Source organism: Rhodococcus sp. D-46 (assembly GCF_011290655.1).
Classification (GTDB): Bacteria; Actinomycetota; Actinomycetes; order Mycobacteriales; family Mycobacteriaceae; genus Rhodococcus_F; species Rhodococcus_F qingshengii.
On sequence record NZ_JAANTF010000008.1, the window covers coordinates 326,682 to 348,114 of the forward strand.

General features: G+C 62.4%; 22 protein-coding genes and 2 riboswitches. Of the genes, 14 read left to right on the forward strand and 8 right to left on the reverse strand.

The genetic code is table 11. The features are described 5' to 3' along the window. Window positions 1-40 precede the first annotated feature (40 nt). From G9U53_RS22440 to G9U53_RS22475, 8 genes are all read right to left on the reverse strand, one after another. On the reverse strand, window positions 41-637 hold the full coding sequence (locus tag G9U53_RS22440; protein ID WP_054782213.1) for an alternate-type signal peptide domain-containing protein: 597 nt from the start codon (window positions 635-637) through the stop codon (window positions 41-43). Beyond that, window positions 637-2,202 (reverse strand): hypothetical protein, encoded by a 1,566-nt coding sequence (locus G9U53_RS22445; protein WP_207624491.1) that lies wholly within the window; start codon window positions 2,200-2,202, stop codon window positions 637-639. Before G9U53_RS22445 ends, G9U53_RS22440 begins: the two co-directional genes overlap by 1 nt. Window positions 2,203-2,243: 41 nt before the next feature. Beyond that, the gene (locus G9U53_RS22450) at window positions 2,244-2,846 is read right to left on the reverse strand and encodes a SipW-dependent-type signal peptide-containing protein (protein ID WP_165639212.1); all 603 of its coding nucleotides are present in this window, start codon (window positions 2,844-2,846) and stop codon (window positions 2,244-2,246) included. Further along, window positions 2,830-3,474: a signal peptidase I gene (locus tag G9U53_RS22455; protein ID WP_165639213.1), complete on the reverse strand. Its 645-nt coding sequence runs from the start codon at window positions 3,472-3,474 to the stop codon at window positions 2,830-2,832. The genes G9U53_RS22450 and G9U53_RS22455 overlap by 17 nt, the downstream gene beginning before the upstream one ends. Then, window positions 3,471-4,040 carry a hypothetical protein gene (locus G9U53_RS22460; protein ID WP_070160733.1) on the reverse strand — a complete coding sequence of 190 codons (570 nt, stop codon included), beginning with the start codon at window positions 4,038-4,040 and terminating at the stop codon, window positions 3,471-3,473. Before G9U53_RS22460 ends, G9U53_RS22455 begins: the two co-directional genes overlap by 4 nt. 4 nt (window positions 4,041-4,044) lie before the next feature. After that, window positions 4,045-4,602 (reverse strand): alternate-type signal peptide domain-containing protein, encoded by a 558-nt coding sequence (locus G9U53_RS22465; protein WP_047269467.1) that lies wholly within the window; start codon window positions 4,600-4,602, stop codon window positions 4,045-4,047. Window positions 4,603-4,892: 290 nt separating this feature from the next. Further along, entirely contained in the window at window positions 4,893-5,708 is an 816-nt protein-coding gene (locus G9U53_RS22470; RefSeq protein WP_003944345.1) for an HAD-IIA family hydrolase, read from the reverse strand. Window positions 5,709-5,745: 37 nt separating this feature from the next. Then, window positions 5,746-6,513, reverse strand: coding sequence for a sulfite exporter TauE/SafE family protein (locus G9U53_RS22475; RefSeq protein WP_003944404.1), 768 nt, complete (start codon window positions 6,511-6,513; stop codon window positions 5,746-5,748). A gap of 199 nt (window positions 6,514-6,712) precedes the next feature. Next, window positions 6,713-6,807, forward strand: a riboswitch (SAM riboswitch). Between the two features lie 195 nt (window positions 6,808-7,002). Here G9U53_RS22475 and G9U53_RS22480 point away from each other — a divergent pair. The 14 genes from G9U53_RS22480 to G9U53_RS22540 all read left to right on the forward strand — a co-directional run bounded on the left by G9U53_RS22480 (window position 7,003) and on the right by G9U53_RS22540 (window position 21,431). After that, on the forward strand, window positions 7,003-7,977 hold the full coding sequence (locus G9U53_RS22480) for an amino acid ABC transporter permease (RefSeq protein ID WP_003944440.1): 975 nt from the start codon (window positions 7,003-7,005) through the stop codon (window positions 7,975-7,977). A 23-nt stretch (window positions 7,978-8,000) separates the two neighbouring features. Continuing rightward, window positions 8,001-8,759: an amino acid ABC transporter ATP-binding protein gene (locus G9U53_RS22485; protein WP_269456395.1), complete on the forward strand. Its 759-nt coding sequence runs from the start codon at window positions 8,001-8,003 to the stop codon at window positions 8,757-8,759. 33 nt (window positions 8,760-8,792) lie between these two features. Beyond that, window positions 8,793-9,764, forward strand: a complete 972-nt coding sequence (locus G9U53_RS22490) for an ABC transporter substrate-binding protein (RefSeq protein WP_007726832.1) — start codon at window positions 8,793-8,795, stop codon at window positions 9,762-9,764. A gap of 10 nt (window positions 9,765-9,774) precedes the next feature. Beyond that, window positions 9,775-10,884, forward strand: coding sequence for an FAD-dependent oxidoreductase (locus G9U53_RS22495; RefSeq protein ID WP_007726834.1), 1,110 nt, complete (start codon window positions 9,775-9,777; stop codon window positions 10,882-10,884). An 8-nt stretch (window positions 10,885-10,892) separates the two neighbouring features. After that, the gene (locus tag G9U53_RS22500) at window positions 10,893-11,483 is read left to right on the forward strand and encodes a GNAT family N-acetyltransferase (RefSeq protein ID WP_039972708.1); all 591 of its coding nucleotides are present in this window, start codon (window positions 10,893-10,895) and stop codon (window positions 11,481-11,483) included. Between the two features lie 17 nt (window positions 11,484-11,500). Beyond that, window positions 11,501-11,595: riboswitch (SAM riboswitch) on the forward strand. Between the two features lie 8 nt (window positions 11,596-11,603). Next, a complete protein-coding gene (locus G9U53_RS34225) occupies window positions 11,604-11,693 on the forward strand; it encodes a putative leader peptide (protein ID WP_310504006.1) in 90 nt (29 codons plus the stop codon). Between the two features lie 137 nt (window positions 11,694-11,830). Beyond that, entirely contained in the window at window positions 11,831-13,468 is a 1,638-nt protein-coding gene (locus tag G9U53_RS22505; RefSeq protein ID WP_003944291.1) for an ABC transporter substrate-binding protein, read from the forward strand. Window positions 13,469-13,470: 2 nt separating this feature from the next. Further along, the gene (locus G9U53_RS22510) at window positions 13,471-14,469 is read left to right on the forward strand and encodes an ABC transporter permease (protein ID WP_003944382.1); all 999 of its coding nucleotides are present in this window, start codon (window positions 13,471-13,473) and stop codon (window positions 14,467-14,469) included. Further along, on the forward strand, window positions 14,462-15,352 hold the full coding sequence (locus G9U53_RS22515; RefSeq protein ID WP_007726838.1) for an ABC transporter permease: 891 nt from the start codon (window positions 14,462-14,464) through the stop codon (window positions 15,350-15,352). Before G9U53_RS22510 ends, G9U53_RS22515 begins: the two co-directional genes overlap by 8 nt. Beyond that, entirely contained in the window at window positions 15,349-16,971 is a 1,623-nt protein-coding gene (locus G9U53_RS22520) for an ABC transporter ATP-binding protein (RefSeq protein ID WP_007726839.1), read from the forward strand. The genes G9U53_RS22515 and G9U53_RS22520 overlap by 4 nt, the downstream gene beginning before the upstream one ends. After that, window positions 16,958-18,076: an LLM class flavin-dependent oxidoreductase gene (locus G9U53_RS22525; protein ID WP_058038523.1), complete on the forward strand. Its 1,119-nt coding sequence runs from the start codon at window positions 16,958-16,960 to the stop codon at window positions 18,074-18,076. Before G9U53_RS22520 ends, G9U53_RS22525 begins: the two co-directional genes overlap by 14 nt. Window positions 18,077-18,100: 24 nt before the next feature. Beyond that, on the forward strand, window positions 18,101-19,471 hold the full coding sequence (locus tag G9U53_RS22530) for an NtaA/DmoA family FMN-dependent monooxygenase (protein ID WP_058038522.1): 1,371 nt from the start codon (window positions 18,101-18,103) through the stop codon (window positions 19,469-19,471). Then, the gene (locus G9U53_RS22535; RefSeq protein WP_058228021.1) at window positions 19,468-20,292 is read left to right on the forward strand and encodes a DUF1684 domain-containing protein; all 825 of its coding nucleotides are present in this window, start codon (window positions 19,468-19,470) and stop codon (window positions 20,290-20,292) included. The genes G9U53_RS22530 and G9U53_RS22535 overlap by 4 nt, the downstream gene beginning before the upstream one ends. Continuing rightward, the gene (locus G9U53_RS22540; protein ID WP_165639214.1) at window positions 20,289-21,431 is read left to right on the forward strand and encodes an LLM class flavin-dependent oxidoreductase; all 1,143 of its coding nucleotides are present in this window, start codon (window positions 20,289-20,291) and stop codon (window positions 21,429-21,431) included. Before G9U53_RS22535 ends, G9U53_RS22540 begins: the two co-directional genes overlap by 4 nt. Window positions 21,432-21,433 lie beyond the last annotated feature (2 nt).

Sequence of the window (21,433 nt, forward strand, 5' to 3'; positions counted from 1 at the left end):
GCTGGAGCGCCTTGCCTCGAACTTCCGACGGCAAGGCGTTCTACGGTGCGGGCGTGAGACCCAGTTGTTTGACGTCGATCGTCAACGCCGTCGTATTCAGTGTGAGACCTGAGCTTGTCGTGTCGGTGGGGTAGATCGTGAACAACACCTGCGCCGTCAGATTGGTGTTGTTCAGGGCCGACGTGACCGCGATGAGGTTCGGCGTCGGTGCTGTGCTGTCGTACAGCAGATTGTTGCTCTGATCCGTGACGTACGTGCGAAGGTCGATGTTGGCGGCTGCGAGCCCGCCGCTCAACTTGGTCTTGTCGACTGTCACGTTCGCTTTCAGACGTGGGCCGGTGGCCATCACCTTCGAATCGCAGAAATACGTGTAGTTGAATCCGGGCTTGAGCCGGTAGGTAGTGATGTCCGGGATATATACGAGTGGATTCGGATTGGTGGGCGCGTTGACGTAGACCTGCGAATACCAGCCCCCGCCGTTCGTGGTCACGCATGCTCCCAGATCCAGGGTCCCGGACTGGACAGCGGCGCTTGTCAGGGTCGCACTGTCGGTCCACTTCGCCAATGTGCCCGAGCCGCCGAGCAATACAGCTCCGGCCGCGGCGACTGCCATTGCAGCCTTCGTCGTCTTCTTCATCACGGCACCAGTGCCTTGATTTCGTCCGGAAGTTCGCTCGGGGTAGGAGATTCGGCCCAGACTCCCGTTGACGTGTCGATGACGGTGACTCCGGAAGGGGTGATTACGTATAGCTGATCGGTACCGGTGAGCCAATGCAGGACAGCGTCGCTGTCAACGGGACCTCGATATACCTCAGCGCCCGATGAATTCGACACGGACACAACCGTTCCGCTGGCAGTCGAGAGCTTCTGGGCGCTGAGACCGGTCGTGGTCGCCGGGGCGTCGACGGGAACCTCGCTCGGGGTGGTCGTAGTTGGTGGCACCGTTGTCGTTGTCGTTGTCGTTGTAGCGGTCGTCGTCTGGGGCGCCGTAGTTGTAGCCGGTGACGAGGTGGTTGTCGACGGTGCAGTTGTGCTGGTGGTTGTCGACGGTGCAGTTGTGCTGGTGGTTGTCACAGCCGGCGCCAATGTCGTGGTGGGCGTGGTGGATGAGGCGGTCGTGGAAGTGACGGCCGTAGTAGGAGTGCTCGGAGCGTCTGCCGCCAGTGCCGGCGCTGCCGATCGACTGAGAGCAGATGTCCCGCTGATCGGACCGCCACACGAGTAGAGCAGGCCGACGAGAATGCTGAATTGGTAGCCGGAGTACGACGGCGTGACCGACGTGCCGCTCAGTCCATGGATTTCGATGTTGTAGGTGCCGACTATGAGCGGGAACGCGACTGTTGTACCGCCCGAGCCGTATCTCATGGAGCCTGTAGTAGACGTTGCGGTGTAGTCGTTCGACCCCAAAAGGTTTCCGCTGGCGTCGCGAGCGATGAGGCGGTATGAGCTTCCGACAGTCGCGGGCCAAGTGATCGTTACTGCGACCGGAACAACGAGCGCAAAATTCACCGCGCAACTGGCTGTGCTTGGCGACGTGGGAAAGGTTGCAGCAGTGCCGAACTGAATGCTTGTTGCCGCGGCTGTGTCGGTGTACCCCGCCTTGGTACCACCGATCTGGGACACACCGACCACCGTGAGACCGACCGTAGCCAAGGCGACGATGGCCTTGAGGGCATGGGAGTCGCCGCGTATGTCCTGACGATCCCGCTGAGGTTCCTCCGCGTCGGAAGCCTCACGTCGACGGAACGCGATGTACAGGAGCCCGCCGACGGCAATCGCACCAAGCACAAGCCCACTCGGTCCGGACAGCCAGACTGCCACGTATCCGAGGCGGTTGATGCTGAAGAAGACGCGATCGGCTTCGGTGATGACGTAGGGATCGGGATCTGTGATCGGATTTGCGTCACCACGCAGTTGTGCGACGGCAAGGTTGTTGCCTTGCTGATCTATTGATTCCACACGATGGGTGATGCGCGTGCCTTGGCTGTCGGAGACGCTGACGATGTCACCGACCAGCACTTCCGAAGCAGGCACGGTGCGCGCGAATGCGAGAGCACCAGTATCGATCGTGGGTGACATCGATCCACTCCGAAAGATCAGCGGGGTGATACCGAAAGCCAGACCGGCGATGAAAATGATGATGGATACCAAGCCTGCGAGGGCTCCCAGGCTGAGCAGGACTTCCCGTACCCGGTTCTGCATCGAGGCCTTTGCATGTTTTTTCGTGTGTCGAGCCATTGCCATCACACCTTTGCCGTGAAGGTCAGGACGATGTTCGACGTGCTGTTCGTCGGCGGTGTCGGTGTTGTCGGAAGCTGCACCGAGACACATAAATTCTCGGTAGCCCCGACCGCCAGTGGGCGGTCGGGGCTACCGATGGCTTGATTCGCGGTGAGTGTCAGCGCGAGCGAGGACACAACGTTGGCGCCGTCAGTGCACTTGTTGGCAACAGTTCCGTTGGAGGAAACCGTCATTCGTAGAGAAGTCGTCAACGCACCGCTACTCGTAGACGTGATCGTGTACTTCAGTGGGACAGTTGCCGCTGTGCCCAGGTTGTTGACCTTGATCAGAGCGGTGTTCGAATCGCCGGGAATCATCCCGGTTTTGCCGAGTTCGCTGAAATTCAGGGTCGTGGTCAGGCCGGGATTGGTGGTGCTGTTCAACTGCAGATTGATCGACCCGGTCGTGATGTTTCCCGAAGTCGCAGTCGCGGAAGACGTCCAGGCGGCGAGCGTGGTCACGCCGCCGACGCCCAGTACCATCCCCAGTGCGAGCAGCGCGCGAAAGCGCGTGCTGGTCAGCAGGTGACGAATCCGGTGAGCCGGACGGTCAGGGCGCGAGGGCATCGTGCTGGCCTTTCTCGATCTGGGCGTTGTCTGCGGGCTCGAAAGGTGCAGGGTCAGTAGCCAATTGGGCGCGAGTTCGCTCCTTCCGGCCGTCACGGATGCCGCTGATCATCATGTACGACGCGTACAGCAGTAGAGCGGTCACTACGATCACCACGATCACGGTGCGCTGCTCTCCCGTCAGCCAGGTGTTCACGTAACCGAGATAAGGCAGGCTGTACCAGACCTTTCCCCGGATCTGCACCGGCCGCACTTCCTTCTCGTCAGGCTCACCGTTCGCATCGCCCTGGGTGATGAAAGTTCTTTCACCCTTCTGGTTTTCACTTGTGGCGATGATCCGGTGCGTGACGACGGTCGGCTGACCCGATTCCAGCTGGTACGTAATAGGTGTACCGATCCCCAGTTCGGACGGATCGACAGGTTTGACCACTACCAGTGATCCAGGGTTGTACGTCGGGCGCATCGAACCGGTCAGAATCGTGAAGCGCTGTGCTCCGGCAAAGAAGGGAACGACAATCGTTGCGACGATGACTGCCGAAATTGCCAGCAGCAGTGTCCAGCTGACAATCGAGGTGACCCACCACAGAGGGCCGGTACGTTCACCGCGTTTGGTCGAGTGTTTTGTCATACCGGACCTGCCTGGAACGTGAAGGTGGCCTTGTTCGTTTGACCGGAGACCGCACCAGAGTCCACCGCGAGCCGCAGACACAAGACGTAGGTGCCGCCAGGCACGAGCGGATCCGGCATGTACGCCGGTGAAACCGGGTGCTGCAGCGACGCGGTCATCGGTGCTGACAGCAGGGATGGAACCGCAGGAGCTGCCGTGTTCACGCCGGTCGGGCAGGCGCCTTCGTTGTCGACGCCGTACGTGGTCAACGTGAATCCCGGAAGTGGCGTGGTCGTCGACTGCATTCGCCACCGCAGAGGATCAGCCCCCGAATTCTTGACGGTGAGCGGTGCTTGCACCGTGTTTCCCGGGACAACGGGCGTCGCGGCCGTCGTCAAGTTCGCCAGGGTGTACGCCGCACTGGTTCCGGCAGATGTACCAACCGTGAGGTTGACGCTGGCAGCAGTTGCCGTGCCGCCATTCGCGCTCGCCGAATCGGACCACAGCGCGAGCGACTGCTGCGACGATGCGAACACCGCTACAGCAGCCACCGCGACTGCGATCGCTCCCCAGACCTTTTTCCTCATGAAATTACGGGGCCGGTGTCAGTGCTGTCTGAGTGACGACCAACTTCATCGCCGACAAGTTCAGCGACTGGTTCTGCGCGACCTGATTGGCCACCTCGTTGAAGTTCAGCCGGACTCCGACGTGGACGATCGTTCCGTTCTGGGCTTTGGTGATCTGCGAAATCGGGTTGCCACCAGTGTCCTTGATTGTCGTCACGGGCACGACAGCAGCGGCAAGCTCGGCGCTGTTCGCACCCGGAACGATTCCGGCCGTATCAGCGGTTAGAACAGCCGCGAGACGATCGCCCACTGCGGTCACAGTGACGTCGCAGGTGTATTCGATGCTTTCGGTCGTGACGATGCGGTAGGCCGAAATGTTGGTGATCGCGGTCTTCGTCGGGTTGAGGGAGTTCCAACCCCCGCCGACCGGTGCGCAAGAGCTCAGGTCGAGGGCGCCGGACGTGACGGGCCCGCCGCCACTGACGTCGGCCGAATCGCTCCAGACTGCGAGCGAGCCGGCACCGCCGAGGAGGAGGGCACCGGCCGCCGCAGCAGCGATCGCACCCTTGGTCTGCTTCTTCATGAAAATCTCATTTCATGTCTGGGACCCGAAATGGGGCCATTCAGACATGAGTATCAGACACGGCAAACGATTCGTTACCACTTTTCGAAAAATCAATTTTACGACTGGAGTCCAACTGTCACTCGGTGTCGAAATGATCTTTGACCTGCGTCTAACTACTCGTTTGTAAGTTTGGTGCGAATAAAACCGTTGGTTTGTTCAGTTGGACAAAGCGGACGAGTCGGAACTTGGCAAATCTGCTGTTTTTTACCAGTTAATTACCGAGTTTCGGTTTTGTTTTGCAATTTGAATCAATTGTTTGTGTTGCTACGGAATGGATCGGTTGTTGTTCCCACAAGATCGGCGACCGACTCGAGGACGATGGTCGGGCGGTAGGGATAGAGCTCTACCGACGCGCGGGTCGAGATCCCGGTCATCACCAGAATCGTCTGCAGTCCGGCTTCGAGGCCACAGACGATGTCGGTGTCCATGCGGTCGCCGATCATCAACGTATTGGCGGAATGAGCGCCGATGGACCGCAGGGCTGAGCGCATCATCAAGGCGTTGGGCTTGCCGACGTAGTAGGGATCGCGTCCGGTTGCCTTGGTGATGAGTGCCGCGACCGAGCCGGTGGCCGGCAGCGAGCCGTCTCGTGACGGTCCAGTGGCGTCCGGGTTGGTGGCGATGAACCGCGATCCACGCTCGACCAGTCGAATAGCGGTGGTGATCGCTTCGAAGGAGTACGTGCGCGTCTCGCCGAGTACGACGTAGTCGGGGTCGCTGTCCGTCAGCACGTAACCGATGTCGTGCAGGGCAGTGGTCAGGCCCGATTCGCCGACCACGTAGGCGCTGCCGCCCGGCCGCTGGTTGGCCAGGAACGTCGCGGTTGCGAGCGCTGACGTCCAAATCGACTTCTCCGGGATGTCGAGTCCCGAATTGAGCAGGCGTGCTCGCAGGTCACGCGGGGTGCGGATGGAGTTGTTGGTGAGCACCATGTACGGGATGTCGTTCGACGCCAGCTCTGCCAGGAACGTGTCCGCTCCAGGTATCAAGTGCTCCTCGTGGACGAGAACCCCGTCCATGTCCATGAGGTAGGTCCAACCGGTCTGATCTTCTGTACTGGTCATTACTCCAGTATGTGCGGGTGGCGCCCGATGTGGGCGGTCAAGCGAGAAGGCGCCACAGTCCGATCAGGCCGACGACGACAATCGTGTAGCGCAATGCAGTGGGGGACAGGCGCCGTCCGTAGCGGGCACCGAGAACGCCACCACCGAGTGAGCCGACGGCGATCAAACCGGCTGCTGCCCAATTGATCTGATCGAATGCCAGAGTGATGTACATCCCTGCTGCAACGATGTTGACGAGCAGCGACAGCAGGTTCTTCGCGCCGTTCATGCGCTGGAGGGTTTCCGGGAGGATGGCACCCATCACACCGATGAGAAGGATGCCCTGCGCGGCAGTGAAGTATCCGCCGTAAATGCCGACTGCAAAAGTGCCGGCGGTCAGGAGCATCAGCCTCTTGGTGGACAGCGTCGTTTCTTCGGTGGAACGCTTCTTGGCCCACGCCTGGATGCGTGGTTGGAGGAGGACGAGCGCGAGAGCGAGGACCAAGAGCACCGGAACGATGGTCTCGAACAGTTTCTCGGGTAGGTGCATGAGCAACCACGAACCGAGTAGTGCTCCGGCGAGGGACGCCGGAATCTGCCACTTCAGTCGGTCCCACTGTCCGGACAGCTCACGTCGGTAGCCCCAGGTACCCGAAACTCCGCCGGCGACGAGCCCGACCGCGTTGGACATGGTTGCGGTCACGGGCGGCATGCCGAAGGCGACCAGGGTGGGAAACGTGATCAGCGTTCCACTGCCGACCACGGCGTTGATCGCGCCCGCGCCGATACCGGCCAACAAGATGAAGAAAGCGTCGAGTCCACTCACTCCGCAGACGGTACGGCAGAGGAAAAGTCAGTCCGGACGGCGGTCCCGGTCTTCATTCGAACGCTCCATTCAACACGCCGAACGCGGCTGCGGACACCGTTGGAATCAATGCGATTTCAACATCGTGGACCCTTCATTTCCCTTGCAGTGCAGGGAAATACAACATTTGACGACTCGACATTTCGCGTCTAGTCTTTGCTCACCATCCAGAGCGACCGAGAGACCTGGCTCGTCGACGTCGCAGCAACCCCCCGAGTGATCGGGAGCGGGTGCTACCGCCAGGACCGATGGAAGGCATCACATGGGTACCACTTCGCACGCTGCGCACAAGCGACGTCACATCGATCTGTGCCGCACCGCTTCGTGTCACTGTCGCTGACCGAACTCTCGTCGTCTTCGCAACTCGAGCACACCAACTCGAGGACACAGCTGCGTTCCCATTTCCCCGAAAGGTCTATTCGTGATGTCCACTCCGTCAGGTAGCGCGCCGTGAGCGCGCCCACCGATGTCCGCCCCGAAAAGTCGGTGTCCGAGTCGCAACTACCCGACTCGGAGCTTGTCGTCGCTCGCACCTGGCACCCGCTGCGCTGGGTGATCAGTGCGGTCGTGCTGGTCCTGCTTGCTCAGTTCATCCACGGGCTCGTCGTCAACCCCGGCTGGGACTGGCCGACGTTCGCGCAGTACTTCACCGCGAAATCAGTGCTCGCCGCGTTGTGGATGACGATCAAACTGACCCTGTGGGGGACGATCCTCGGGTTCGGTCTCGGTGTTTTCCTGGCACTCGGTCGGTTGTCGAAGAATCCGGTCCTGCAGGTGATCGCCTGGACCTACATCTGGGCCTTCCGCTCGATTCCACTCATCGTGCAGTTGCTCTTCTGGTTCAACATCACTTACCTGTACCAGACACTTTCTCTCGGAATACCTTTCGGTCCCGAGTTCTTCACCTTCCAGGTCAGCGGTGTGATCGGCGGATTCACCGCGGCAGTCATCGGTTTGGCGCTGCACCAGGCTGCATACTCGGCCGAGATCATTCGCTCCGGAATCATCTCGGTGGATCACGGTCAGATCGAAGCTGCTCACTCGCTCGGCATTCCGCGCAGTCGCCAGTTCTTCAAGATCGTTCTCCCGCAGGCAATGCGGGCGATCCTCCCCAACGCCGCCAACGAGGTCATCGGACTCTTCAAGGGAACGTCGATCGTCTCCACCATGGCAATCGCCGAACTGTTCTACCAGGTGCAGGTCATCTTCGGACGCAACGGACGAGTCGTGCCCCTGCTGATGGTCGCCACGATCTGGTACATCATCCTCACGACGTTGCTCTCGATCGGTCAGTACTACGTGGAGCGCCACTATGCACGAGGATCCGCCCGTGCTCTTCCGTTGACTCCGGTACAGAAGGCGCGCAAGAAGTTCGAAGAGATTCGCGATGCGCGTCTCGATATTCCGAGAGGTGCGACCCGATGACCGCAGAACTGGCCGAAGAGACGGTGTATGCCGTCGAAGCGCGCGGAATTCACAAGTCCTTCGGCACGCTGGAAGTACTTGCCGGCGTTGATCTCCTGGTCCGCAAGGGCGAAGTGACCGTCATTCTCGGTCCGTCGGGTTCCGGTAAGTCCACCTTGCTGCGAACCCTCAATCACCTCGAAAAAGTCGACCGCGGAACCGTACGGATCGACGGAGAGCTGATCGGATACCGGCGCAAGGGAAATCGACTCCACGAACTGCGTGACCGCGAGATCCTGAAACAGCGTTCGCACATCGGATTCGTGTTCCAGAACTTCAACCTGTTTCCGCACCTGACCGCGTTGGAAAACGTGGTGGAAGCGCCGCTCTCGGCCCAGAAGCGTGATCGTGACGAGGTGTACCGCGAGGCCCGCGCACTGCTCGAGCGAGTGGGAGTGGGGGACAAGGCGGACGAGTATCCCCGCCAACTCTCCGGTGGCCAGCAACAGCGCGTCGCGATAGCGCGAGCGCTGGCACTGCGGCCGGCGGTCATTCTCTTCGACGAGCCGACGTCGGCGCTCGACCCGGAACTGGTGGGCGAGGTTCTCGAAGTCCTGGCTCAGCTGGCCCGTGACGGCGCCACCTTGGTGATCGTCACACACGAGGTCGGATTTGCTCGGGAAGTGGCGGACACTGCGGTCTTCATGGACGGCGGCGTCATCGTCGAACAGGGCCCGCCTTCGCAGGTGATCGACAATCCGGTCCACGAACGGACCAAAGCCTTTCTCTCCCGCGTCCTCTGACGCGACCCAGACTCTTCCCGGAAGGAAAAATTGATGTTCTCCACATCCCGTCGCGCGACTTTTCTGATCTCGGCGCTTGCCACCGTCGGATTGCTCAGCGCTGCATGCAGCAGCGCGGACGCCGAGTCCGACGGCGCCCAGGTCACCGCTGCTGCGGGTTACAACCTCACGGCCGATCAGAACCGCATCACCACCGACAAGGTGGATTCCATCGCCGCCGAGCTACCTCAGGACATCCGCGATCGTGGCACGCTGCGCGTCACCGGTAGTGCCGGTTCCGCTCCGCCGCTCCGTTTCTACGCCGACGACGACACCACCCTCATCGGTTCCGAGACCGACTTCGCCTATCTGATCGGTGACGTTCTCGGCTTGAAGGTCGACCTGCAGACAGCAGATTGGGCACAGAACTTCGTCCGGATCGACTCCGGTGAGGCCGACGCCTTCCTCTCCAATGTGACTGTCACAGAAGAGCGTAAGGAGAAGTACGACTTCGCGACCTACCGTCTCGACACCCTCGCCTTCGAAGCCAAGAAGGGTGCCGGAATCTCCATCAAGGAACCCAAGGACGTCGCGGGCAAGAAGATCGCCGTCTCCTCGGGCACCAATCAGGAAGCGCTGCTGGTCAAGTGGAGTGAGCAGAACGTCGCGGCCGGCCTGGCGCCTACCGACATCTCTTACTACCAGAACACCACCGACTACTACCTCCCGCTGCAGTCCGGCCGGATCGACGCCTACTTCGGCCCGAACCCGTCGTCGCAGTTCCACGCCAAGCAGTCGGGGGAGACCGAGGTTGTCGGTGAGTTCTCCGGGGCCGGCGACACCCTGCAGGGGCAGATCGCGGTGCTGGTGAAGAAGGACAACGGCCTGATCAAGGCGATCAACGACGCGATCAACCACACGATCGAGAACGGCACGTACCAGCAGATCCTCGAGCGCTGGAACATCACCAGCGAAGCCGTCGACACGTCCCTGATCAACCCGCCCGGCCTTCCGAAGACCAAGTGAGCTCTCGTCCATGAGTGAGATTTTCGATGTGATCGTCATCGGCGGAGGACTCGTCGGGTCCTCCGCCGCCTGGCGGCTCGCGGCACGCGGACGTAGCGTCGTTCAGCTGGAACAGTTCGGGCCGGGGCACAAGCACGGTGCGTCGCACGGTACTTCGCGCATCTATCGGCAGGCGTACGACAATCACCTGTACACAGGTTTGGCGGCCGGCGCGCTGCCGCTGTGGCGGGAGTTGGAGACCACGACGGACATCGGGTTCCTGGAACTCACCGGTGCCGTCGATCACGGCCTGCCGCAGGCAGTGCAGTCCAAGGCGAAGATACTTCGCGAGGCGGGCATCAAGGGTGAGATCCTCACTCCTGCCGAGGCGTCCGCCCGTTGGCCGGGGCTGCGATTCGACACCACGGTGCTCCATCATCCCGACGCAGGCCGGTTGCACGCGGACCGCGCAGTGACCGCTCTGAAGGCAGGAGCGGTGTTTGCGGGCGCCGAGGTCCGTCACGATGTTCGGGTGTTGGCACTCGCGCGGGCGTCCTACGGCGTGGACGTGGTGACGGACAGTGGAACGCTCGCAGCTCGTCAGGTCGTGATCGCGGCCGGTGCGTGGACTGCAGATCTGATCGCAGACAGCGGTCTCGGCTCCGAGATCGTACTGCCGACATTGCGCACGACACAGGAACAACCGGCACACTTCGCACCGCTCGATCCCGGAGTCGAGTGGCCGAGTTTCGTTCACCACACCGGCGCAGAATTGGAGACCGCGGGGATCTACGGGCTCGGTTCCGAGGACGGGATCAAGATCGGCGAACACGCGACCGGGCCGGTGGTGACTCCGCAGACCCGTGACTACACCCCTGGTGTCGACGGAGAGCAGCGATTGGTGGAGTACGCCGAGTCGTGGTTACCCGGTGTCGACACCACCCGTGTCGAGTCGCTCACCTGCCTGTACACGAGCACGCCGGACAGTAACTTCGTCATCGACCGAGTCGGCGCCGTCACGGTGGCAGCGGGATTCTCGGGGCATGGGTTCAAGTTCGGTCCGGCCCTGGGTGAACTTGTGGCGGACCTCGTCGACGGAACCACCCTCGCTCCGGAAGTTTTCAGGCTGGGGGAGCGTTGACCAGATTCATGGAGGAAAGTGTTGTGGCACTGGAGCTCGGAACTCGACAGCTCGAGGGTGTCGGAGCGGTAGAGGTCTATTCGGTATCGCAGGACGATCCCTTGGCAGCTCCACTGATCGCGGAGTTGGCACTCGAATACAGTTCGCGTTACGGCGGGACTCACGAAGCGATGCTCGAGGATCTCACGACGTATCCGGCAGAAGAATTTGCCTACCCGCAGGGTGCGCTTCTGGTGCTCACCCACGACGGTCTGCCGATCGCCGGTGGTGCGTTTCGTCAATTCGATTCCACCACTGCCGAACTGAAGAGAATCTGGACATCGGTCGACCATCGGAAGCGCGGCCTCGGCAAGGCCGTCGTTCGCGAGTTGGAACGAGAGATCGAACTTCGTGGATACAACCGGGTGTTTCTCACGACGGGTCCTCGGCAACCCGAGGCCGTCGCGCTGTATCTGTCCAGTGGATACACACCGCTTTACGACGCGTCACTCTCGCCCGAAGAGGTGGGCATCCACCCGTTCGAGAAACAACTTCGGGTCCTCGAAAATGTGACTCGAGCAGCAATTCCTACCGACCGGGTTGACAACACCCGGGTTTAACCTCGTAGACTTGCGAACGACCATCCAGAGCGACCGAGAGACCTGGCTCATTGAAGTCGCAGCAACCCCCCGAGTGATCGGGTGCGGGTGCTACCGCCAGGACCGATGGAGGAACACGAAATGAAGGCAGTCGAAGGCGGTTTCGATACCGCCTGGTCGCGTCGTCACGTAGACCTGTGCCGCACCGCGGGATCTTTCTGTACCAACTGACCTCGGTCAGTCATTCACACTCAGGCGAGTCGTCGACAAGTCTGTTTTCTCTTCTCTCACAAGTGATTCGTGCTCGATCGCCTTTCTCGTCTCAGGCGACGGGTGCGCTCTTCGGCATGCCTCTTTAGGAGTTCTTGGTGTCTTCGCCCTCATTCGGTGCCCGCAAACGCGCGACCGTAATCGCCGGTATCGGTGCTGTCTCGGTTCTCGGCACCGTCCTCGCCGGCTGCAGCAGCGGGAGTGACAGTGCTGCCGACGCAGGCCCCGCCCAGTCCGGCGGAACCCTTCGCTACGGTCTGTCGCAGGCGCCGACGTGCGCCGATCCGGCCCAGGCCGGCAGTAACCAGACCGTGTATGTCACTCGGACCGTGGTGGATTCGCTGACCGATCAAAATCCCGACACCGGAGAGATCACCCCGTGGCTCGCCAAGAGCTGGGAGATCAGCCCCGACGCCGCTAGCTTCACGTTCGTCCTTCGCGACGACGCCACCTTCAGCGACGGCACCCCGGTGACGGCGGATTCGGTGAAGAAGACCTTCGACTCGGTCAAGAACCTGGGACCGAACGCGTCGTTGGCGAAGAGTTACCTGTCCTCGTACACCGGTACCGACGTCGTAGATGCTCACACGGCGAAGATCAATTTCTCCGGACCCAATGTTCAGTTCCTGCAGGCAACTTCGACACCACAGCTCGGAATCCTCGCCGATTCCACCACCGCGCTGGCATCCGAGCAGCGCTGCCCCGGTGCAGCGGTGATCGCCTCCGGACCGTTCGTGTACACCGACTGGCAGCAGGACAAGAGCGTCAAGATCGCCAAGCGTGCGGGATACAACTGGGCCTCGGATGCGGTCGCGCATCAGGGCGAGGCGTACCTCGATGGCGTCGACTTCACGGTGGTTCCCGAATCCGGTGTGCGGGCGGGCAGCGTGGCCTCCGGCCAGCTCGATGCGGTCAGCGATGCGCTTCCGCAGGATGCGCCGCAAATCGAGGGCGCGGGTGGACGAATCCTCACACGGCCGAACCCGGGTGTGAGCTTCTTCTTCCAGCCCAACGTCAGTCGCGGCGTTCTCGCTGATCAGGCTGTTCGTCAGGCCATCATTCCCGCGATCAACCGCCAAGAACTCGTCGACACCGTTCTGGATCCGTCGTTCTTCCCGGCCACGAGCCCGCTGGCTCACACCACTCCGCTCTACAGCGACGAATCCAGTGTCGTGACGTACGACGCCGACAAGTCGGCGAAACTCCTCGACGCGGCTGGTTGGAAGACCGGCAGCGACGGTATCCGCGAGAAGGACGGGCAGAAGCTCACTTTCAGCGTCACCTTCAGTCCGGTGTTCTCGGGTAACCAGGCCATCCTCGAGCTCGTGCAGCAGCAGCTCAAGAAGGTCGGCGTCGACCTGCAGCTCAACCTGGTCTCGAACGGTGAATGGACCGAGAAGGGAGTATCGGGTGATTACGATTCGCTGTATTACAACAGCACTCGCGCGGACGCCGACATCTTGCGGGCATCGTTCAGCACCGAAGGCCGCAACCTGAACCGTCGCGGCGCAGATCCGGAGCTCGACAAGGTACTCACAGACCAGCTTGCAGCCACGGACAACGGCCAACGCGGCGAACTGGTATCCACCGCACAGGAATTGATCCTCGACCGTGGACTCTCCATCCCCACCATCGAGCTCTCGCAGGCCATCGGCGCCGGATCGAGTGTGCAGGACCTGAACTTCGAAGCCTCCTCGCGCCTGCAGTTCTACGACGCATGGTTGTCGGGTAAGTAATCATGACTCGATACGTACTCACCCGACTGGGCCAGGCCGCAGTGGTTCTGTGGGCCGCCTTCACCATCTCGTTCGTGATTCTGTTCCTCCTGCCGAGTGATCCCGTCAGCATGGCTGCCGACTCGTCCGGTCAGGGTGTTGCAGTGGATCAGGCTGCGCTCGATCAGCTTCGGGCACGGTACGGCTTGGACCAGTCGGTGTGGGTGCAGTACTGGACGTCGCTGACGAATGCTCTTCGCGGCGATTTCGGTACGTCCATCTCCACCGGTCAGTCGGTGACGGATGCCATCTTCTCGGCGCTGCCGAGCACTCTGGTCTTGGCAACCACCGCTTTGGTTCTGGCCGTGTTGTTCGGAGTGGCGATCGCGTTCTTCGCTACCTACACCCGCAAGCGGTGGCTCGCGAATCTGTTGTTCTCGCTGCCGCCGCTGGGTGTGGCAGTGCCCACTTTCTGGGTGGGCCTGATTCTTCTGCAACTCTTCTCGTTCCGTCTGCACATCTTCCCGGCATTCGGAGACAAGGGATTCGCAACGGTGATTCTTCCGGCGATCACCTTGGCGATCCCGACCGGCGCGGTGATCGCGCAGGTACTCACGACCAGCCTGCAGTCGACGCTGCGTTCGCCGCACGTGGAGACTGCGTATGCCAAGGGCGCCAGCCGCTGGCGCGTGCAGACCCGTCATGCGTTGCGACTGGCGAGCATTCCGGCATTCACCATCGCCGGTGTACTGGTCGGCACGCTGCTGGCGGGCTCGGTGGTTGTGGAAACGGTGTTCTCTCGCGCGGGCGTCGGCCGTCTGACACAGACGTCGGTGATGGCGCAGGACATCCCGGTGGTGCAGGGAGTCGTTGTGTTCGCCTCTCTCGTGTTCGTGCTCGTCAACCTCGCGGTCGACCTCTTCTACCCCTTGATAGATCCACGGATCATCCAGACGAAGAAGAGTCACACCGAAAAGTCGAATACCGAAAGCTCGACCGATCTGGAGCCGGCTCATGTCTGACACATTGATCGAACCCCTACTCCTCGATCCGAGCGTCGAGGCGAAGGCACCTGTTGTTTCGCGCCGAAAGTCCACGGCCATCGGCTGGATCCGAAAGCCCGGCTTGGTGATTCCGGTGTTGATCGTGTTGCTTGCCATCGGCTTTGCCGTCGCACCCGGATTCTTTGCCAGCGGCGATCCGTTGTCCGGTGTCCCGGCGGACAAACTGCAGGGCCCGAGCCTGGCTCACTGGTTCGGAACCGACAATCTCGGGCGTGACCTCTACACACGGTTCGTGCACGGTGCCGCGCTGTCCCTGACCGCAACCTTGGTGGCGGTCGGAATCGCACTGGTGGCGGGATCGATAATCGGTTTGCTTGCGGGCTTTGTCGGTGGCGTCGTCGACGCCGTGCTGATGCGCATCGTCGACGTGCTGCTGTCCATTCCGGCGCTGCTGCTCTCGTTGGCACTGGTGACCGCACTCGGCTTCGGCACCATCAACGTCGCCATCGCGGTCGGCGTCAGTATGGTCGCGAACTTTGCGCGAGTGATGCGTGCCGAAGTGATGCGGGTGCGCGGCGCTCAGTACGTCGAGGCCGCGTTCAGTTCGGGTGTGCAGTGGCTCGGTGTCCTGCGTCGGCACGTGCTTCCCAACTCCTACGCGCCGGTGGTCGCGCTGTCCGCTGTCGAGTTCGGGCAGGCAGTACTGGCGGTGTCGGCTCTGAGCTTCTTGGGATTCGGCGCCGTTCCGCCTACCCCGGAATGGGGATCGCTGGTATCCGAGGGACGTAATTTCCTCGCCAATGCCTGGTGGATGACCACACTTCCCGGTCTCGCGATTGTCGCCGTGGTCATCTCGGCACACCGTATCGGCCACGAGATCGAAAGGAACAACCGGCGATGAGCACGACCGAGGAACAGTTGCTTTCCGTCACCGACTTACAGATCGCCTACGGCGCCGAGCCCGCGGTATCCGGCGTGAGCTTCACCGTCGGTCGGGGCGAAGTAGTTGCGGTGGTCGGGGAATCGGGTTCCGGTAAGTCGACCACGGCCCACGCGATATTGGGTCTGCTCGCCGGCAGTGGCCACGTCACCGGCGGGACCGTCGAGTTCGAGGGTGAACAGATCGACTCGTATTCCGACCGTGCGTGGCAGCGAATCCGCGGCGCGCGTATCGGTTTGGTGCCGCAGGATCCGACGACCTCGCTCAACCCGGTGACGAGGATCGGCGACCAGGTTGCAGAAGTCCTCCGGATCCACGGCCTCGCAGACCGTCGCAAAGCCCGGTTGGACGCCGTCGAGGTGCTCGAGCGCGCGGGTATCGACCGGCCGGAAATCCGAGCACGCCAGTACCCGCACGAGCTCTCCGGCGGTATGCGGCAACGCGTTCTGATCGGTATCGCGCTTGTCGCGAACCCGGCCCTCGTAATCGCCGACGAGCCGACCAGTGCTCTGGACGTCACGGTTCAACGGCGCATTCTCGACCATCTCGACGAGCGGATTGCCGAATCCGGTGCCGCCGTGCTCCTGATCACGCACGACCTGGGTGTGGCCGCAGACCGCGCGGACCGGATCCTGGTGATGCAGGGCGGCAGGATCGTCGAATCCGGCCGCACCGCGGATATTCTGGACAACCCGCGAGACGAGTACACGAAGAAACTTCTGAGCTCTGCGCCGAGCCTGTCCTCGGGACCAGTCGTTCGCCCGGTCCGCCAGGACACCAGCCCGCTGCTGACCCTGACGGGAATCACCAAGCACTTCAACGTCGGACGCGGGAGTTCGATCACCGCGGTGAACGAAGTGTCGCTGACTGTTCCGAGGGGTCAGACGGTGTCGCTGGTGGGGGAGTCGGGCTCCGGCAAGTCGACCACGGCGCGCATCGCCGTGCGGTTGGAGCAGGCGGATGCCGGCACCATCTCCTTCGACGGACACGACATCACGAAGGTCAAGGGCAGCGATCTGCGCGAGCTGCGCCGAAAGATCCAGCTCGTGTACCAGAACCCCTATGCATCACTAGACCCGAAATTGTCCGTCCAGGACATCGTTGCGGAGCCGCTGCGGGCCTTCAAGGTTGGTGGACGCAGCCAGCAGCAGACTCGTGCGGCAGAGTTGCTCGATCAGGTTGCACTTCCCGAGCAGTTTCTGAGCCGCAAACCGGCCGAACTCTCGGGCGGCCAGCGTCAACGGGTGGCGATCGCTCGTGCGCTCGCGTTGAAGCCGGACCTGCTCGTTCTCGACGAACCTGTGTCCGCTCTCGACGTCTCGGTGCAAGCGCAGATTCTGGCGCTACTCGACGAGTTGCAGCGCGAACTGGGCCTGACCTATCTCTTCATCTCCCACGATCTTGCGGTTGTTCGCCAGATCAGCGACGTCGTCGGCGTCATGCAGGCCGGGCGATTGCTCGAAATCGGCACTACCACCGAGATTTTCGACAATCCCCGAAACGAGTACACACGCACACTTCTCGACGCGATCCCCGGGCGGGATCATTCGACACGAAAGGCCGAACATGTCCGAGCGTAGTTCCGGAGCATTCCTGGTCGGCCTCGAATTCGAGGGAACCGGAGCTCATCCGTACTCCTGGCGACGCGAGGATTCGCGCGCCGAAGATCTGTTCACGCCCTCGTACTGGGTGGACCTGGTGACCGCCGCGGATCGGGGTGGGGTGGATCTGGCGTTCCTCCCTGACTCGTTCGGACTGCAATCCGAAGGCCGGCACGCAGTGCGCGGGAGATTGGAGGCGGTGGCAACTGCGGCGCGGCTGAGTGCCGTGACCTCGCGCATCGGTCTGATCCCCACTGCGACAGTCACGCACACCGAGCCGTTCCACATTTCCAAGGCCGTCGCGAGTATCGACTACTCGTCTGCTGGGCGGGCCGGTTGGCAGGTCGCGGTGTCCGACACCGCCGAGCAGGCGGCGTTGTTCGGCCGAAAGACAGTGCAGGGTCCTGAGTCTGCGTGGGAGGAAGCGTCCGAGGCTGTCGAGGTGGTCAGTCGGCTGTGGGACAGCTGGGAGGACGACGCCGAGATACGGGACGCTGCGAGCGGACGATTCATCGATCGGGACAAGCTGCACTACATCGACTTCGAGGGAAAGAACTTTTCCGTCAAGGGCCCGTCCATCACGCCGCGCTCCCCGCAGGGGCAGCCGCTGATCGCCGTCGACGCGAGCAGGCCGGAGGCACGCGAACTCGCGGTTGCGCGCGGAGATCTGATTCGGATCTCGGCAACCGATCTCGCCGAGGCCAAAACTACGGCCAAGCTGGTCCACGCGAGTGCCGCCGCCCTCGGGCGCAGCGTCAGGGTTCTCCTCGACGTCGACGTGCTTCTCGGCGCTGATCGCGGAGCCGCCGACGACGCTCTGGCGGAACTCGAGGAATGGGCGGGAGCGCCGTACGCCCCGCACTCGCTGTTCTATCGCGGTGACAGTGCCGGCCTGACTGTCCTCCTTCGCGAGATCGGTGGGCTGGCCGGGGTCGACGGTGTTGTCCTGCGTCCCTTGGCTTTGGCTGCCGCAGTGGAGAAGATCGCGGCGGACGTGGTGCCGACTCTCAATCCGCGACCGACTACCGGCCCGACGCTGCGCGAGCGGTTGGGTTTCGAGTTGCCCGTCAATCAGTTCGCGTAGCGCGAGCAAAGAACAGGAACACCGATGACACAGAACAGGATTCGCAAGCAAGTTCACCTGGGTGCTCACTTCCCCGGCGTGAACAACACCACGGTGTGGACCGATCCGGCGTCCAAGAGCCAGATCGAGTTCAGCTCGTTCGAGCATCTCGCCCGCAGTGCCGAACGCGGATTGTTCGACTTCTTCTTCCTCGCAGAAGGGTTGCGCCTGCGCGAGCATCAGGGCAAGATTCACGACCTCGACGTGGTCGGCCGCCCGGATACGTTCAGTATTCTCAACGCGGTTGCCGGTGTGACAACGCATCTCGGCCTGGCCGGGACGATCAACACCACGTTCAACGAGCCGTACGAGTTGGCCAAGCAGTTCTCGACGCTCGATCATCTCTCCGACGGCCGCGCCGCCTGGAACCTGGTCACCTCCTCGGACGCCTTCACCGGCGAGAACTTCCGCCGCGGTGGCTATCTGGAGCATTCCGAGCGGTACGCACGCGCAAACGAGTTGGTCGACGCAGTACGGACGCTGTGGGACAGTTGGAGCATCGATCGTCCAATCGTCGACCGTGAGCGCGGCGTTTTTGCCACCGACCAGCAGGTCGGTCAGTTCCACCACGCCGGTAAGCAGTTCGATATCACCGGACGCTTCGAAGTTCCTCGGAGTCCGCAGGGGCACCCAGTTCTGTTGCAGGCAGGTGATTCCGACGAAGGACGCGAGTTCGGCGCGGCCAAGGCGGACGCGATCTTCACCGGGCACGGAACGCTCGAAGCAGGCAAGGCGTTCTACGCCGACGTGAAGGGACGCTTGGCCAAGTACGGACGCACGCACGCAGACCTCAAGATTCTCCCCGCCGCCACCTTCGTCCTCGGTGACAACGCCGCGGACGCACAGGAGAAGGCGTATCACATCCGGCGGCAGCAGGTCGGACCCCAGACTGCCATCGCTTTTCTCGAACAGGTTTGGGGCAGAGACCTTTCCCAGTACGACGCCGACGGCCCGTTGCCGAAGGAAGATCCGTCGGACGACGTCAACATCACCCGCGGACGCGTCCGCCACGTCAAGGATCCGCGAGCGGTCGCAGATCAGTGGCGTGCCAAGGCCGAGGCCGAAAACCTCAGCATCCGTGAACTCATCATCGAAGTGACTGCCCGCCAACAGTTCGTGGGTAGCGCCGCCGAGGTCGCTGCCGAGATCGACAGCTACGTCCAGGGCGACGCAAGCGACGGATTCATCCTCGTTCCCCACATCACCCCCGCGGGCCTCGACGAGTTCATCGACACCGTCGTACCGGAACTACAGGACCGCGGCAGTTTCCGGACCGAGTACTCAGGAACCACCCTGCGCAGCCATCTCGGGCTGCGTCACCCGCACGAGCAGGCTGAAGGAGTCCGCGCATCATGACCGTTACCGACACTTCCACCAGCACCTTCACCGGCGATTGGAATGCCTGGCACGCCTCGCGCGACGCCACCTTCGGCGAACCCCTCGGCTGGCTGAGCCTGACTGCGTTGCATTGGCTGGTGGACACCGATTCCACCTTCGCAGACCTACCTGGTGCATGGCGCGCCGACGCGAATGCCGTGGTCGTCACAGCAACGGCGGCAGACGATCTCTCGATCGACGGAGCCGCAGTGGACGGTTCAGCCACTCTGAATCCGATCGAGGGGGCGCCGGGACTGATCGTCAAGCAGGGCGCGCGGTTGGTCGAGGTCATCCGCCGCACCGGCGAGGTGGCTCTGCGGATCCACGATTCGTCGGCCCCGGCTTTGGCGCAGTTCAGTGGTATCCCGACCTTCGAGCCGAACCCGCAGTGGCGCATCGAGGGTGTCTTCACAGCTTTCGAGGAGGCTCGCACGGTGACGACAGGTGCGGTCGTCGAGCGCCTCGAGCATCATCACGACGCCCGCGGAACCATCAGCTTCGAACACGACGGTGCAACGCATACGCTGATTGCGTTCGCGGGCAGGGACAACGGCTTTCACATCCTGTTCACCGACGCGACCAGTGGTGTGTCCACCTACCCGGCCGCCCGCTCGCTGCACGTGAGCGCACCTGAACCCGGTGGCGCGGTAGTCCTCGATTTCAATCGGGCGTCGAACCTGCCCTGCGCGTTCACCGATTACGCGACGTGCCCGGTGGCCCCCGCCGAGAACCGCCTGGCGTTCGCGGTGGAAGCCGGCGAGAAGACACCGGACACCCGCTCCGAAAGCGGGCCGAGGTGAGCGCGCCGCTGTCCGTACTCGACCTCTCGCCGATCAGTGAGGGCGGAACGGCCCGCCAGGCTTTGCGGAACTCGCTGGACCTCGCTCGTTCTGCCGAAGCGTGGGGATACAAGCGTTACTGGGTCGCCGAACACCACTTCGTCGGCGTTGCCTCTTCGTCGCCAGCAGTGCTTGTCGGGCTGATCGCGGCCGCCACCAACACCATTCGTGTCGGCTCGGCCGCCGTGCTGCTGGGCAACAACACGGCGGCTCAGGTGGTCGAGGCCTTCGGTACCGTCGAAGCGTTGTATCCGGGTCGTATCGATCTCGGTATCGGGCGCAGCGGACAGCGTCGGGTGGAGGCACTTCGCGCCGTCGCTGCCGGAACGCCTGCGCCGGCAGAATCGAAGCGAGAGAACGTCGTACGCGACGGCGTCGTGATCCCGGCACCCTTCGATCCAACCGGTCTTCTCACGTCACCGCGGTTGCAGGCGTCGTTCGAGGCATTGGCGTTTCCGGGCGCGCAGGCGCCCGATTTCAAGCAGCAGGTCGACGACATACGCTCGCTCCTGAACGGTACCTACAGAACCCGCGACGGCATCGAATTGCACGCCAGTCCCGGCGAGAATGCCGACGTCGAACTGTGGGTGTTCGGAAGCAGTGCGGGCCCGAGTGCCGAGCTCGCCGGACGACTCGGATTGCCGTTCGGTGCGAATTACCATGTGGCGCCGTCGAGTACGCTCGATGCCGTCGAGGCATACCGCACAGCATTCCGTCCGTCGGACGTCCTGTCGGAGCCGTATGTCGTCGTCTCCGCGGATGTTGTTGCTGCGGAAGACGATGCGACGGCGAGAGAGTTGGCGTCTACGTTCGGGCACTGGACGCACAGCATTCGCAGCGGGCACGGCGCCATCCCGTACCCCGATCCCGCGACAGCGCTCCCACTTTCCGACGCCGACGAAGCAGTGGTGGAGGATCGGCTGATCACGCAGTTCGTCGGTTCACCGTCTACCGTCGCCGACAGGCTCGACAGTTTGCAGAAGCTCACCGGAGCGGACGAATTGGTAATCACCGGGGTGACCCATCGGCACGAGGATCGTCTGCGCTCGTACGAGCTGCTTGCCAAGGAATGGGGACTACCCGCACTACTGGCAGCGTGAGT